Annotated in this window: 12 protein-coding genes; all 12 read right to left on the reverse strand. The window is 51.6% G+C overall.

The features are described 5' to 3' along the window. Positions 1 to 85: 85 nt before the first annotated feature. The 12 genes from AC0YOA_RS02620 to AC0YOA_RS02675 all read right to left on the reverse strand — a co-directional run bounded on the left by AC0YOA_RS02620 (position 86) and on the right by AC0YOA_RS02675 (position 14,507). Positions 86 to 814: an SDR family oxidoreductase gene (locus AC0YOA_RS02620; protein ID WP_475785277.1), complete on the reverse strand. Its 729-nt coding sequence runs from the start codon at positions 812 to 814 to the stop codon at positions 86 to 88. Then, the gene (locus AC0YOA_RS02625; RefSeq protein ID WP_475785278.1) at positions 811 to 1,554 is read right to left on the reverse strand and encodes an SDR family NAD(P)-dependent oxidoreductase; all 744 of its coding nucleotides are present in this window, start codon (positions 1,552 to 1,554) and stop codon (positions 811 to 813) included. Before AC0YOA_RS02625 ends, AC0YOA_RS02620 begins: the two co-directional genes overlap by 4 nt. Next, on the reverse strand, positions 1,551 to 1,844 hold the full coding sequence (locus AC0YOA_RS02630) for a phosphopantetheine-binding protein (RefSeq protein WP_210043884.1): 294 nt from the start codon (positions 1,842 to 1,844) through the stop codon (positions 1,551 to 1,553). Before AC0YOA_RS02630 ends, AC0YOA_RS02625 begins: the two co-directional genes overlap by 4 nt. Next, positions 1,841 to 4,096 (reverse strand): beta-ketoacyl synthase N-terminal-like domain-containing protein, encoded by a 2,256-nt coding sequence (locus AC0YOA_RS02635; RefSeq protein ID WP_475785279.1) that lies wholly within the window; start codon positions 4,094 to 4,096, stop codon positions 1,841 to 1,843. Before AC0YOA_RS02635 ends, AC0YOA_RS02630 begins: the two co-directional genes overlap by 4 nt. Continuing rightward, positions 4,093 to 5,007 carry a GNAT family N-acetyltransferase gene (locus tag AC0YOA_RS02640; RefSeq protein ID WP_475785280.1) on the reverse strand — a complete coding sequence of 305 codons (915 nt, stop codon included), beginning with the start codon at positions 5,005 to 5,007 and terminating at the stop codon, positions 4,093 to 4,095. The genes AC0YOA_RS02635 and AC0YOA_RS02640 overlap by 4 nt, the downstream gene beginning before the upstream one ends. Next, positions 5,004 to 6,299: a dicarboxylate/amino acid:cation symporter gene (locus AC0YOA_RS02645; RefSeq protein ID WP_475785281.1), complete on the reverse strand. Its 1,296-nt coding sequence runs from the start codon at positions 6,297 to 6,299 to the stop codon at positions 5,004 to 5,006. Before AC0YOA_RS02645 ends, AC0YOA_RS02640 begins: the two co-directional genes overlap by 4 nt. Positions 6,300 to 6,422: 123 nt before the next feature. Further along, on the reverse strand, positions 6,423 to 6,818 hold the full coding sequence (locus AC0YOA_RS02650; protein ID WP_475785282.1) for an NHLP leader peptide family RiPP precursor: 396 nt from the start codon (positions 6,816 to 6,818) through the stop codon (positions 6,423 to 6,425). 29 nt (positions 6,819 to 6,847) lie between these two features. Next, positions 6,848 to 7,261, reverse strand: a complete 414-nt coding sequence (locus tag AC0YOA_RS02655) for an NHLP leader peptide family RiPP precursor (RefSeq protein WP_475785283.1) — start codon at positions 7,259 to 7,261, stop codon at positions 6,848 to 6,850. A gap of 61 nt (positions 7,262 to 7,322) precedes the next feature. Continuing rightward, positions 7,323 to 10,235 (reverse strand): NHLP bacteriocin export ABC transporter permease/ATPase subunit, encoded by a 2,913-nt coding sequence (locus AC0YOA_RS02660; RefSeq protein WP_475785284.1) that lies wholly within the window; start codon positions 10,233 to 10,235, stop codon positions 7,323 to 7,325. Positions 10,236 to 10,256: 21 nt separating this feature from the next. Then, on the reverse strand, positions 10,257 to 12,431 hold the full coding sequence (locus AC0YOA_RS02665) for an NHLP family bacteriocin export ABC transporter peptidase/permease/ATPase subunit (protein WP_475785285.1): 2,175 nt from the start codon (positions 12,429 to 12,431) through the stop codon (positions 10,257 to 10,259). A gap of 21 nt (positions 12,432 to 12,452) precedes the next feature. Then, a complete protein-coding gene (locus AC0YOA_RS02670) occupies positions 12,453 to 13,418 on the reverse strand; it encodes an NHLP bacteriocin system secretion protein (protein ID WP_210043891.1) in 966 nt (321 codons plus the stop codon). A gap of 15 nt (positions 13,419 to 13,433) precedes the next feature. Beyond that, complete coding sequence (locus tag AC0YOA_RS02675; RefSeq protein ID WP_475785286.1) at positions 13,434 to 14,507, reverse strand: ABC transporter substrate-binding protein; 1,074 nt, start codon at positions 14,505 to 14,507, stop codon at positions 13,434 to 13,436. Between the last annotated feature and the right edge of the window lie 651 nt (positions 14,508 to 15,158).

Here is a 15,158-nt window from a genome sequence, read left to right on the forward strand (position 1 = left end):
CTCGTCCAGTCCTCCCGTTCTATGACAATCATCGCTCCCGCAGCGGTTGCCATGCCTATGCCGGCAATCAAGAATAGTTTCTCCATCAGATGAATGTATCGGTACCGTGACCTACATGCAGGTTCTGTCCGCTTACCAAGTGTGATTTTGTCTGAAACAGCATATCAATTGAAGTCGATACCAGCTCTTTCAGCCCGGGGAGCAATGGCTTTAAGGCGTGAATTTCCAGGCGCTGCTTTAATTCCTTGCTGTTCAAGCTTTCTTCCGGGGCGTAATAACCCAATGTGACGGCGTTGACAGCAATGCGGAAAGGCGAAAACTCTTTGGCAAGAGATTTCATTAAAGCAAGCTTGCCAAGGTTGTTAATCGGAGAAGACGGGTAACCGTCATAATATAACGTATCCGCCATAAGGGGAAATACGATATGTCCCTGTTTGTTCTTGGCCATTTGCACTGCGCTGCTGCGGCTGAACAGGAAAATATCGCGAAATAAATCGGCCGTATAGGTACCCAGGCCAAGCGGATCGGCCTCAAACAATTCCTCTTCATTGAGCGTGTCCACCCCGTGAATCAAGTAATCCAGACTGCCCATACGGGAAACAGCCTGATCGATCATAACAGACGCTTCATTCGCATGGCCGTAAACGAGATAAAGCTGTTTTCTGCAATCCGCAGAAATATCGGCAAGACACACATCGGCCTCCTGCCTTTTGGTAAATTGCAGGCATACCTGAAACTCTCTCTCAAGCAGACACTCGAGAATCAGGCGATTGATTCTGTGGCTTCCCTGAGTTATAAAAACAGTTCTGGTCATCGCAGGAATCCCCCGTCCGCCTTCAATACTTGCCCGGACATGTATTCCGATTGACCTGAAGCCAAAAACAAGATCGCATCCGCAATCTCTTCGACCGTGCCCATGCGCCCCATGTTGGTATGATTGATGAAATTTTCCATTTTCCCTGAAGGCACCAACGCCGTCATTTCCGTTTCAATCATGCCTGGAGCGATCGCATTGATTCGGATGCCTTCCCGGCCGTAGCGCCTGGCCAGCATTTTGGTCAAGCCGATAACGGCCCCCTTGGAAGCCGCATAATTCGTCTGCGCCTCCCGCCCGTAGATGCCTGACACCGATACAACATTGACGATCCTTCCGCTTTGCTGCTGCAGCATGACGGGAATCGTTTCCGAAGCGCACAGCAGGGTTCCATTGAAATTCGTGCGAAACACGTCGTCCCAATCAGAGATTGGCATCATCACCGCCAAGCTGTCGCGCACGATTCCCGCATTGTTGACCAAAATATCAATACGGCCAAACTCCCGCACCACTTCGGGAATGAGTTCACGGACAAAGCCAGGATCGTCAACGGAGCCTTGAACCATCCTCAGCGGCACTCCATTTCCGTTCCACTTGCCGAGCAATTGCTGCGCCAGGTCCACATTCGCGGCATATACGCCAATTACCGCCGCCCCCTCCGCCGCGAAGCGTTCGAATGCCGCTCTGCCGATTCCCCGCGTGGCACCTGTCACAATTGCTACCTGATTACGCAGCTTCATGCTTTCTCACGAAGGCGGTTGTCGATAAAACCGGCAATGGAATTGACGCATCTCAAGTGAACTTTCAGGTCGTCGATGGGAATGCCTTCAACCTTCACGCCGTATACGACTTCCATACCAACCATCACCTCAAACGCCTCGATCGAATCCAGTCCGAGCCCGTCGCCAAAAAGCTCCATCTCGTCATCGATATCCTCTGCCGTGATGTCTTCCATTTCCAGACGCTCGATAATCAGCTTCCGTTTGACCACGTCTTTGATCTGTTCCAAAGTAAAAGCCTGCTCGTTCATTTGTTCTCCTCCTCTTTAATCCGGCCGATCACCGCTGCAGCGGTATTTCCATTGATCGCTATACTGACGGTCAGGAAGTAATCACGTTTTTGTCCCTGGATCCCAAGCTGAGAGCTGGCATGGATCCACTGCGCTGCTGTACTGACCGGAGTGAGCGAACTGATGGATTCGCCGTAACCGGACTGCTCGTTCAAGCAGGTTACCGGAGTCCCGCACCCGGCGAACAGCTCTTCAATGATGCGCATTTGTTCTTCCAATTCGCCCGGCCTCCCGGCGGAATCGATCAGAACACCATCCATCTGCTCCAGCCGCAAACCGGAATTCCGAATGGCATCGGTAATGGATCGGGCCAAATCGCCAAATGCCATCCCGCCGCCCAGCATTTCCGCATAGACGCGTTTCCCCTCTTGCTGCGCCGTATCCAGGTCGCATAAAGCCAGGCACAGGCTGCCCTCTGTCATATGAAAACGGCTTTCCGCAAGCCCCTTGGCCATATCGATTTTATCCGACAGCTCGGAAAACTCATCGCCTGCGGCGACCAACAGCCGGTCATGAACACCGTCGCGGAGAATGCCGCAGCCATAAATCAATGCCATAAGCCCCTCCGTGCCGCCGGTGCTGAGCGAGCTGCTGAAGCCTTTCAGCTTCATCTTCTCGGCCGTCTTGCCGGATATTGAATTGATAACGGTATGGGGAAAATAGATGCTGCTGGCAAGCTCCGGTCCGCTGCCGAACACGCTGCCCAGAAATTTGCCGATGCTCTCCGTGCTTCCCCGTGAAGTTCCGTATATGAATCCAGTATCTTGTCCGGCGGCAGCTTCACAGCTCCACCCCGCATCCTCCAGCGCCAGGCTGACTGCTCCTATGCTGAACTGGGAGAGGCGGTTCATTCTTCTCTCATATAAGCCTTTATCAAAATCCTTCAGCTGGAATGACGAGGCTCCTGCCCTGCCGTCTGCGCCGTCCCCGATAACCGCGCCGATTCCCACGACCGCTATTCTTCGTAAAGGACGGTCCGTTTCGATCCGCTTCGGCTCGTTCTCCGAATAATGGGTCTTGGCGACGATCGCAGCATTATGTCCGCCAAAGGCGGAATTATTGTTTAACAGATAATCCGCTCTCCCCGCCATCATATCATTGGCTACAATGAGGATGTCTTCACAGCCCGGCCGCGGCTTGTCATAATGCAAAGCAGCGGGAAGCAAATGATGATGAATGGCATACAAGGAAGTGGTGAACTCGATAGCTGCAGCCGCTCCCAGATTATGGCCAAAGTACGCTTTGCTGGAGCTGAGCGGAATTTCACCGAGCTTGTCGCCGAATGCGGCCCGCAAACCGGAAATCTCTGCGTGATCGTTGGCCTGCGTACCGGTGCCGTGAGCATTGATATAGCCGATTGCAGTCGGATCAATACCGCTGTTAGCCAGGGCCATGTTCACCGCAATATGAATTCCCTTTCCCTCCGGGTCAGGCGTTGTCTCGTGATACGCGTCGTTGCTTAGGCCGTATCCGCAAATCTCCGCATAAATCGTTGCTCCCCGCAAAATAGCCATATCCAGCGGTTCAAGCACAACAAAAGCCGCTCCTTCACCCAAACTAAGACCAAACCGGCTTGCGAAAGGGGAGGCCGGCAGCGGATTCAAGGCGCGCAGCACATTAAATCCGGCATAAACGGAATGGGACATCGGATCGGAGCCGCCCGCCAGCATCACATCGGCGTGTCCCCATCGAATCATATCGTAGGCATAGCCGATCGCGTTGCCGCTTGCCGCGCATGCGGTATTCATCGTAACGACCGGCCCCGTCGCCTGAAAATATTGCGCAACATCATCACCCTGCTGATAGAAAGGGTAACGAGCCGTTCTTGCCACGTCCAGTTCCGCAACCGTCCACTGCTCTTCGAGCGAAACAATACCGCCATTGCAGGTGCCCAGCGCGACACCGGTCCGCTCCGCCCCCTTGCCGCCTGTGACGATTCCGCTGCCCCGCATTGCATTCCGGGCGGCGACAATGGCGTACTGCGCGCAAAGATCATACTGCTGCTGCTCGGATGCCGAGAAGTAATCATCCGGGTTATAGTCCCGGATTTCCGCTCCGATCCGGCTGTGAAATTTATCGGTAGGAAAACGCTGCATCTCTCCGATGCCTGTTCTTCCTTCCTTCATGGAAGCAAAAACCTGCTCAAAGCTGCTGCCCAGAGCGCAGAGAATCCCCATCCCCGTTACCGCAACGCGCTGTCTCCCCTTGGTCACTTAATCGTTCCTCCCTGATGTGCAAGTGTTATGCAGACTGCTCTTTTTTCAACGATCCGGCACGCATACGGAGCCAGCCGGCGATCCAGCATTTTCAGCATGGAAGGGGTTTCGACATTGACGGCAAATTTCGCAAACGGAATCTGCCGCTCCAGTTGAAGCAGGACGGATTGCGCCATCAGAATAAAGGCGCAGCCATATAACCGGTAGGGCTCCTGAACATAGACACTGTCATATAGAATCGTATCTTCGGCAATTCGGTATGTCATGCACCATCCCGAGATTTCTTCTCCTGCCATCATGGCGAGACTATTGCTTTCTTCCAATTGCAGATTTGGTTTGAAAGGCGATAGAAACTGCGGAAAGCCACCGCCTTCTCTTAATCTGTTTTTGGCTCCGCTGTGCAGATCGCGCCATAATAAAGACTGCAGTCCTTGCGGCAGTTCAATCTTCTTCAGCCACGGAGCGTCGGCGATGCGGGTATCGACCGTGTACACCTTTCCTTCCAATACGGGAGGAGACCCGTTATTACACTGTAAGAAAGCTTCCACAGCAGGCTTAATCCGGTTGCCCGCATAATACACAAAACGGATCTGCGTAGCTCCTGCACGAAGCAGAAGCTCTTCCGTTTGGCGCAGAAGAGCGGCGCCGATTCCCATTCTGCGGTAATTCGGCTTTACAAACAGAGAGACGACTTCGGCTGTGCTGCTTCCCGGCTGGCGGTATATAACGATTAATCCGGCAGCTTCCGCCCCCTCCGCCATCTCTGCTCCGATTGCGGTATAGCTTGGATGTCCTTGCGAATCACGCAGCAGCGGGAGCACATATTGGTACGTTAACGGCCCATATGCAGCGGCATCGCCGGCTTCCAGCTGTTTCACTTTGTAGCGGTTCTCCATCCAGCCGCTCATGATGCAGTACCGCTGCTGCCCAGTGGCAGCGGATCATAGTCGGCTGCTTCCCTCTGGCTGTCTTCCGCTTTATCCACAATCAGAACCGCCGCCATACTATTGAGATGAATGTTGGCCGTTGTCAGAATGGGATCGATAATGGGATTGACAGCCATCAGCAGAATAATACCCGTGCTGGAGGGGAGGTTCAGAGGATCGGCAATCAGCGAAATCATCGCAATCGCCACGATCCCGGGAGTCCCAGCTCCGGCAACTGCCGCCAGTACCGCTCCGGCCATGATGATGAACAAATCCTGCAATCCCAGCGTAACCCCATACAATTGGGCGATAAAGATAATGCCCAGGGAGTACACCACCACCATGCTGTACCTGCACAGGACGACCCCAAGCGGAACGACCAAATTGACCGAGTCGGAGTCAAGCTTGAACTGCTTGCGCAGCGAATCGAGTGCGGAGGGCATGGTAGCGATACTGTTTTGCGTGCCGAAAGCAATAATCAGCGTTTCCTTCAAGCCTTTCAACGCCTGGATAAAAGAGATTTTCAGCTTCGCCGCCATGATCCAGCCGCTTGCAATCATGAGAACAAGCGCTACCGTATAGGCGAGTGCGATGAACTTCACCATAGCCAGCAAGAGATCTGCACCCGTGCTTGCGATCTGCCCAGCCATAATGCATAGCAGCCCAAACGGCAGCACATACATCGACCAGGAGATAATCCGCTGAAAGACTTTAAACATCAAATCCACGAGAGAGAGAAAATGTTCGCCTGTATGGACGGACAGCAAACCGAGCGCGATACCCACCACCACGGAAAAAAACAGGATTTGCAGGCTGTTGCCCTGAGTCAGCGCAATAAATATATTATCCGGGATCAGTTTGAATATAAAATCCATCAAACCGTTGGCAGAGGCCGTGTCTGCTTGATCTGCGGAGGAAGATTCCTTATCCAGAACAATCGTGCCAAGCACCGTTTTACTGCCGGCAGAGATGCCTTCGCCCGGCTTGCCGAGCAGTCCTGCCGTAATTCCCAGCACACTGACTGCAAGCATCCCAACGATAAAAACTAGCAGCATTTTATTCAATACCTTATTCGATCCTGTCGACATAAACAATCTGCCTACACTGGAGACAATGGCCGTGACCATGATCGGAATGACACACATTTTAAGAAATGACAAATACAAGCCACCGTACGGGATAAGCTGCTCTGCCAGCTGAGGCTGATAAATCCCGATCATGACCCCTGCCGTGATGCTTCCTAATATCGTCCAAATCGATTTTAACCACCGCATACGGATAACACACCCACTATGTTTATATTGTGCATCGATGAATAGCTTGCAGGAGAAAAATCACAAGAAGAACCTCAAAAAACTGAGGTTCTCTCCGCACATCAGTGACGCTTCACAACAATCTTAAGACAAAATCATGGGAATTGTTGCAATTAACCCTATCGCATTCCCGGCTTCGCCTTCAGCAGAATTCTGAGGGCCCGAATTGCCGCTCAGCCCTGTAGCCAATCCGTCAAAGAAATCAGTGGCTCCCTGTTTGCTTCCGCCGGCAACGCTGTCGAGCTCGCCTTCCGTTAATTCACTGTCAGCCAGTTGAATTTTGGGCAGAATAATGCTCAAGGAATAGCTGGATTGATCGAGTACGCCGATTTTGAAGCTGGCCGGCACTTCATGACCTGTTTCCTGCTGAATCGCCTCGTGAATGTTCGTCACGCATAAATTTCTGAATTCCAGGTCGGCAGCGGCTCTTGCGCCTACTTTGCTAACTGCTTCTTCTACTGCTTCTTTACTCCATGCCATGTATGATTCCTCCGATTGGAAAGTTTGGATTAGCTGCCGATGATGAGATAAGGAGATGCCACGATTTGACCAATGATATTGCCGGCAACGCCTTCGGAATTGTTCGCGTAAGTATTATCGGCGCCCATAATCGAAGCGGCTCCGCCTGCAAGTCCTTCGAAGAAATCGGTAGCTCCGTCTTTGCTTCCGCCTGCAACGTTGTCCAATTCGCCTTCCGTTAATTCATTGTCGGCCAATTGAACTTTAGGCAGGACAATGCTCAAGGAATAGCTGGATTGGTCAAGCACGCCGATTTTGAAGCTAGACGGCACTTCAAGGCCTGTTTCCTGTTGAATGGCTTCGTGAATGTTGGTCACGCACAAATTTCTGTACTCCAGATCGGTAGCTGCTCTTGCGCCCACCTTGTTTACCGCTTCTGCTACTGCTTCTTTACTCCATGCCATGATTGTTTCCTCCTGTAAAATATGATATTTATCATGACTCGTTATGATAACGAGAGATGAACTACGCAAGCTGCCGTTTGGCCAATTCGACGAACAATCCGTCCTGTTTCATTAAATCGCTGTAAGACCCCGCTTGAACGATCCGACCTTTTTCCAGAACGAAGATGCGGTCGGCGTTCATAATGGTGCTGAGCCTGTGGGCAATGACCACCCGTGTAGCGTGCAGCTTCTCCAGGCTTTGGCTGACAATCGTCTGCGTGCGGTTGTCCAGGGCGCTGGTCGCCTCGTCGAACAGGATGATTTTCGGTCTTCTGGCAATCGCCCGGGCAATAAGCAGGCGCTGGCGCTGCCCGCCGGATAACGTGCTGCCGCCTTCGGATATTACCGTATGCATGCCCATGGGCATTTGGCGGATATCCTCATCGAAACCGGCCATTCGCGCCGATTCCCAGGCTTCTTCCATCGTCAGGTTCGCAGAACCGATAATATTGGAATAAATATCGCCAGCGGTCACCTTGCCATTCTGCAGGACAACGCCGAACTGACTGCGAACGGAGCGGATATCCAGTGTTTTGAGATCCTGCCCGTCAAAGTAAAGCGATCCGGACTCCGGCTTCTCAAAACCGAGCAGCAGCCTCAGCAGCGTTGACTTCCCGCAGCCTGATGCGCCAACCAGCGCGATGAATTCGCCGGGGCGGATTTGGAGCGACAGATCATTGAGAATCCAGGGCTGATCCATTCTATAGCGAAAGCGAATATGTCTGACTTCAATAGCGCCTGTCAGTTCGCCTGGATCTTCCAATGCCTCGTGTACTTCGGGAACCGTTTGGAGAATCGGTTTGGCTCTTTCATATTGCGGAACAATGCTCATAATCGAGACAACCGCCGTCGACATCGCAATCATCGCCCCCAGAAAAGCCGAGAAAGCGGAGAAAAAAGCGATGAACTTGCCGGGACTCATTGCTCCCCCGCCGGAAGCCATAATATAGAATAATGTCATCGAAGTAATAACCGGAAAAAAAGCGTTGAATACCGCATGCAGATTCGTTAATGTCTTGGCTTGGAACGCGGTTTCTTTTAACTCCCCGAACTGTTTGGCCCACAAGAAAAATGCCCGTTTCTCGGCCGCCGCCATGCGGAATTTGCTGATGCCGTTAATGATTTGCAGAACCGTCGTTGAAATTTTCCCCTGAACCGCCAGCAACACCCGCTGCCGCTTGACCTGCAGAATTCCGACTCCAAGCGTAACGGCCATCGAAATCAGGACCAGAACCGTGGCCACAAGAGCCAATTTCACATTGTAATAAAATAATAAAAGCAGATTAAAGGAGGAGAATATGCCGGAAAATATCGCCGTCAGCGCCACACCCGATACCGCCTGACGTATCGTATTGATGCTGTTGGCCCGCAAAGCCAAATCGCCGGAGGAATAATCCCTGAAGAAGGAAACAGGCAGATTGAGCAAGCGATCCCATACCGCCGCCTGTATGGATCCCCCCATCTTCCCTTCGATTCTGAGCATTGCCATAGAGCGCGTCAATTCGAACAAGGACATGGAGAGGATGACCGACAGCAAGATCAACCCCATCTGCAGAAGCAGGCCTTTCTCAGAAGCCGGAATAATCGAATCGAACAGGATGCCGTTGGCTATAGGAACCAGCATTCCGAGCAATCCTCCGGCAATCCCCATGAACACCATGATGTATAAGTCCCGTTTGATCGTTTTGTGTGAGCCGAATTTGATAATATCCATAACAGAGAGCGGTTTTGTCGGCAGCGGACGATAGAACATAAACGCGACCGGTGCGATATTGCGGGCAAGATCTTCCGTTACGGTCTGTTCCGAGCCGTCCGCCGAATCGACTAGAATATAGGTCGACGCATTCTTCTGAATCAGAGCAACGGGCTGTTTGTTTGCCTCCAAATAGGCAAGCAGGGGTCCGTTATCACTGCGCCACCAATCATCCTTCAGCATAACCTGGCGGGAACGAAATCCGGAGCTTTTTGCAACATGGCCCACAGGGTCGCGCAGCTTATGCAGACTCTTTCCAGCAACCGGCTTCACTGCCATGCCGAGCGATTCGCCGACAATCTTGCAGGCGATATACAGCAGGTCGGTGGAGCCCGTTTCAGCGGCTGCTTTTTTTCGGGATGCTCCTGTAACGGCTGCCAAACGGTTCAAAGCCAAATCCATGACGGCATGATCATTTTCCGTTTTTCGTTTCAGACGGTCGTATTCGACTTTTCCCTCTGACCTGCGATTATCAAGCAGACAGCGGTAGAGCAATCGATGAAATTCGGATAATCCGCGCAATTCGGCATCCTTCTTCAGCCATTCAGCCGTGCCGTATGCGGAAATTACGGATGGTTCGGCGGCCGAGATCCAGCTGATGGAGGACAAAGGCATAGTCATCCCCGGCTGCACGACGGCAAATCTTTCATCATCCATCCAATGGAGTTTTCCGGCATGCATTTCAATCCACAGAACTTTGGCCGAACGAAAGACAGCTCCCTCGGCAGCTGCCAGCTGACTGACCGCTTCAAGCTCGATAAAATCTGTTGCGTTGTTGAGCCTTCTCAGGGCGGAGGACCAGTCCTGGACCCACTTATCAATCGAATCCGCCATTGCCATGTGAACAGAATAATCGGAATTCGCTTGAAGAAATAAGGACATGTCCATGCGGATCAGCTGCGTACCGGACAACCCGGCAATGAGCATGCCTGCGGATGCTTCCGCAACATCTTCATGGAAACCAAAGATGAATCGCCCTGCTTGCAGACTGAACAAAAATTGCGGCTGCCGGGTTACTGTACCGCCTTGCAAGGCAACGGCAAAAATATCCGCAGATCCGCTCATAATGAGCCAAAGCGACGTTTCATCCGTAACAATGAGCGGTTTGTTTCCTTCAAGCTCGATCCATTCCCCATTTTTTATAAACCATTGCTCCAAGATGTCGTTATCCGTCCGATCCATATGCATTCACCCCCTCCGGCTTTAGTGGTCCTGTATCAGTCTGGCATATGCGCCGTTTTTCAGCAGTAAATCATGGTGGGTGCCGCGTTCGGCCACTTTTCCCCGCTGCATCAAAATAATTTCATCCGCATCGCGGATGGTGCTCAGCCTGTGCGCGACAATAATACAGGTACAGCCTCTTCTTCTGAAGCTCGTATCCACGATTTGTTCCGTCTTCGGATCCAATGCGCTTGTCGCTTCGTCCAGTACAAGAACGGATGGATTGCCGGAGAGCGCTCTGGCAATTTCCAGGCGCTGCCGCTGTCCGCCGCTGAAATTACCGCCGCCCTCGGCAAGCTCATGATCGTAACCGCTGCTTCGCGAGCTGATATCATCATCAATACAGGCATCTTTGGCGGCACGGACAATATCCGTCTCCGGTATCGTCAAATCCCACAGCGATAAATTATCCTTGATGGTGCCTTCAAACATATGAATATCCTGATCGACTACCGCAAGCGAGTTGCTGATTAATGTGCGCGGCAATTCATCGCGATTGATTCCATCAAACAGAATTTCTCCCGACCATGGCGCATAAACGCCGGCAATCAATTTGGCGATTGTCGATTTCCCGCTGCCCGATCCCCCTACAAGGGCAACACGCGAGCCAGGCTTCAGCTGCAGGCTGAAGTTCTCAATCAACGCCCCCTCCAGCTTGTTGTAACCGAAGGTTACATTGCGCAATTCAACAAATCCTGCCAGCTTGGCATTCTTCGGCTGCGCTTCTTCTTCATCCGAGGGATAAAGCTCGGCCGCTGCTGCGATCTGACTGTCCACATCATGGTTTAATACATCATCAAGCCGCTTGAGTCCGCCTTCCGCCTCCTGAAGGGAGCTGCCGAGCTGGACCATCTTATTGACCGGTTCGATGAAGCTGGCCGTCAAGCTTTGGAAGGCTACCAGCATACCGATCGTCATGACGCCATCCATGACCTGAAATCCGCCGACCGCCAGAATGACCGCGGAGCTTATGCCGGATAACAAAGTGGGCAGAGCGCTCAGCATACCGGAGGAGACGCCGAGCTGCTGCTGGGAATTCAGGAGCTTCGTCTGGTAACCGGACCATTTTGCGAAAAAATCGGATTCGGAACCGCTTGATTTCAACGTTTCGATCATTTGCAGACCATTCATCGTAACGCCCTGCATTTTGCCGCCTTCCTGAAGCAGACGCATATTCTGATCGACTCTTTGCCTGGCAACGAACCGCAGAAAAACCACGTTTATCAGAGCCGTTGCAACAGCCAGCAGGGTCAGGATGATGCTGTACTGGAACATCAGGATCAAATAAAAGACAATCATTACGGAATTCAATGCGGCGACCGCCAGATCGCCGGACAGCAGCTGTGCCACCCGGTCGTTGATCATCACCCGCGAACCGATCTCTCCGCTGAAGCGCTGCGAGAAGAACCCCATCGGAAGCCTCAGCACATGCCAGAAAAAAGCGCTGGACGTGCTTAGCGAAAATTTCGTTTCGAGCCGCAGCAGGTAATATCTCTGCAGCCAGGTCAGCGCCGCCCGGACGAATGCCGTAATGGCCATTCCGACCAGCAGCGGGATCAGCCAGCTTTGATTATTTCCGAGCAGTATATTATCGATGAACATTTTGGTGAAAGTGGGTATGACAAGTCCCGGAATGATTAGGAAAAGTCCGGCCAGAATGACATAAAGCAGCGCCGTTTCCGAGCCTTTCAGCCGTTTCTTGAGAGACCCGGCAATACCCGTTTTCTCGCCATGGCGCTTGTATTCGGGTGACGGCTCAAAGCTTAGAACAATGCCGGTATAGGATTTATCGAATTCCTCATAAGTGACAACCCGCGGTCCCGAAACCGGATCATTCAGAAAAACCCGGTTCTCCTTGAAGCCCTCGAGCACAAGGAAGTGATTGAAGTTCCAATGAATAATCATCGGCCCCTTCATGCTGCGGAGCGCCTCCGGCTCCTTCTTCAGCCCTCTTGCCGTCAGCCCGTATTTCCTTGCTGCTTTCAGCACATTGCTGGCTTTGCTCCCGTCCCTTGAAACACCGCATTCCACACGCAGCTCCTCCAGAGGAACATAGCTTCGGTAATAGCCAAGAATAATCGCTAAAGCTGCCGCACCGCATTCCACCGCTTCCATCTGCAGAACGGTCGGTGTCTTGACGCGTTTGGGTGCACTCACCTTAAGGTTCAACTCCATCTCTTACTTAATCTGAGGTATTACGGATGTAATCGGTTTTTGCCGTTTTATCGTTATGGATCCCGAGGTAAAGGTACCGCTGTCTATCAGCTGCGGCGGACCTTTGGGCGTAGACCATTTGTAGCCGCTTATTGTTGACGGGTCCGGTACGAGATCGACCAGAACCTCAAGCAGCGCGGAGCCTCTTCCCGCAAGCTCCTGCACCAGCGCTTCGTTCCCGAGAGTGAGCAGCATGGTTTGCGCCGTTACCGGGAATTCCGAAACCGACGTTACGCGTCCAATCAAAAAGCCGTATTCCTCCTTATTTACGGAGCTGGGAGAAATATCAACCGTCATCCCGGGAATAATGGTCTTCCCTTCCTGGATCGGAACATACATCACCGTCTTCAAATCCTTGGCCTGCTCCTCGCCTGATTCGACCGTAATGATCGGCAATCCAACGCCGATTGAAGCGCCCTTCTTGACTTTTACTTCCAGGACCCGTCCTGTATAAGCACTTACGACTCTCGATTCGTTGAAGTAGGCCGTCTTGAGCGCCGCTAACCCGTTCCGGATCTTGTTTATTTGCTCCTCTAATTCCGCTGACGGCGTACGCTGATTGGCCAGCTCGGCAGCCTTGAGGCTCTCTGCCAGCTGCTCAAGCTGCTGTACCATGGCCGGTTGTTCAATTCTTGCTATGACGTCACCCTTATGTACGTAATCATTCTCCACCACGCGAATATCGGTAATGGGGCCGCTCGACGAGGAATAGATATTTTGCAGCCCTCCTGGCCGGATTAAGACGCCTTGTGCCTGCATCTTGGTATTCAACGTTCCGTAAAATCCCCAAACTATCGCGGAGACCAGCAGCAATCCGAGGGCGCTCAAAGCGAGCCAGCCCTTTGGCGAAGTCACCTTCATTAAAGTGTCGAGCTGCTCGGGCGAAGATAATCTTTCTATGGATACCTTGCGAAAAACGTCATTGTTCATTCCCGGGTTGCTCCTTTATTTCAGGTATTCGAACTGTCCTTGTTTAACCTGTTTCATCACAATGTGCATATCATTCACATCACCGTTCGCGTCAAACGATCTGTCACCGGACACGCCCGGCCATGTTTCCTGTTCTCGTAACGCAGCTGCAATATCGGCAGGCTTGCGTGAATCAGCCTTCGTCATGGCAGCGGCCAGAAGATGCAGAGAGTCATAGGCTTGCGCCGCATATTTATTCGGCTCTGCCCCGAACCTGCTTTTATAGCTTTCAACAAAATCACGAACCTTGGGATCCGTATCATTGGGGTTAAAGATAGATGCGACAACGACCCCTTCTACAGCTTTTTCACCTATTTCAATCAAGCTGTCCGAATCCAGGGCGTCCCCGCCCATTACCGGCAGATTCAATCCTGCTTTGCGAAGCTCCAGAATGAAATTCGCTCCATCCGGCATCGCTTCCGCCACAAAGACGGCATCGCATCCCAAGGCGTTCCATTTATTGACCAGCCTGCGGAGATCATCGATGTCCTTATAGTCAGAGACACGATCTATGATTTGAATATCGCTTATTTTGGCACTGTCTTCAAAAGAATTGGCCAAGCCGCGGCCGTACTCGTCATTCGCGTAAAAGACAGCAATGTTCTTATACATTTTGGAGTTGGCGTAATCCGCCATCTCTGCGCCGATTTGTGTATCATTCGGAATCAAGCGGAAAATATGGCTGACCCCGCCCTCCGTCAGCTTCGGTGAAGTCGACGTTGGCGCAAGAAACAATACGCCTGCTTGTTCATAGACCTTGGAAGCCGGGACCGTCACGGCCGAGCTGCGGTCGCCGATAACAGCTGTCACATTCAAATCATTGGAGAAGTTTTGGGCAATGGTCAGACCGTCCGTAACGGAAGATAGATCATCCTTTTGCTCCAGCTTTATTTTTGAGCCTATTACCCCGGTTTGATTGATTTCCTCCAGAGCCAATTCAAGCCCCTCTTTAAATCCGTCGTTCCGGCCGGCAAAAGGCCACGCCGCGCCGACTACAATTTCATCCGATGATTTGCCCAGCTTCATTGCTCTTTCTTCGCTCATACTCATGGAACTTCCGCACCCTGTTAACAGTAAAAACAGGAATGAAGCCAAGATGATCATTCTCAATTTCATTTGTATATCTCCCGTATCATAGTTTAGTCGTGATATTATGTCAGTTATTGTATAAATTATAGACGCTGGTTTCAAAGTAACACGGCATTAAGTCAGGAATGTGTCGAATCTCAAAAATAATGTCGATCAATGGGCAGAAAACCGGGTCCAAGTCCTCTTTCAGCTCATGCAGAGGCAACCGCAGCGGTGTTAAAGAACCCGGCTAAATGTCGAATTTCGCTGCACTGGTTAGTTTTTACTATCCCGACAGAGACCAGGATGACAACCAACTTAAGTCTACCAGCGGCCAATAAAAGAATAATGAAAGATTTTAGCAAAAAAAAGCCCAAAACAGCGCAGCATCAAGCCTTTGCGGTTTTGAGAAAGATAAAAATTATTTTTCGCAGAAAATTTTCATGGTAGAAAATAGGAAATAAGGACCAGTTCCTTGGACGGATAATATCCTGTTATAATCCGAGCTTTACCTCGTCTGAACGTGCCCGGCTCTTCTTTTTCCGCCGCCGGACTTCGGATTGTCAATTCAGACGGCCCAATCTATCCTTTTAAACAGGCAGGTCACGAATTGCTTGCCGGTCATTAGGAGGA

This window comes from Paenibacillus sp. JT22N12, assembly GCF_056269365.1.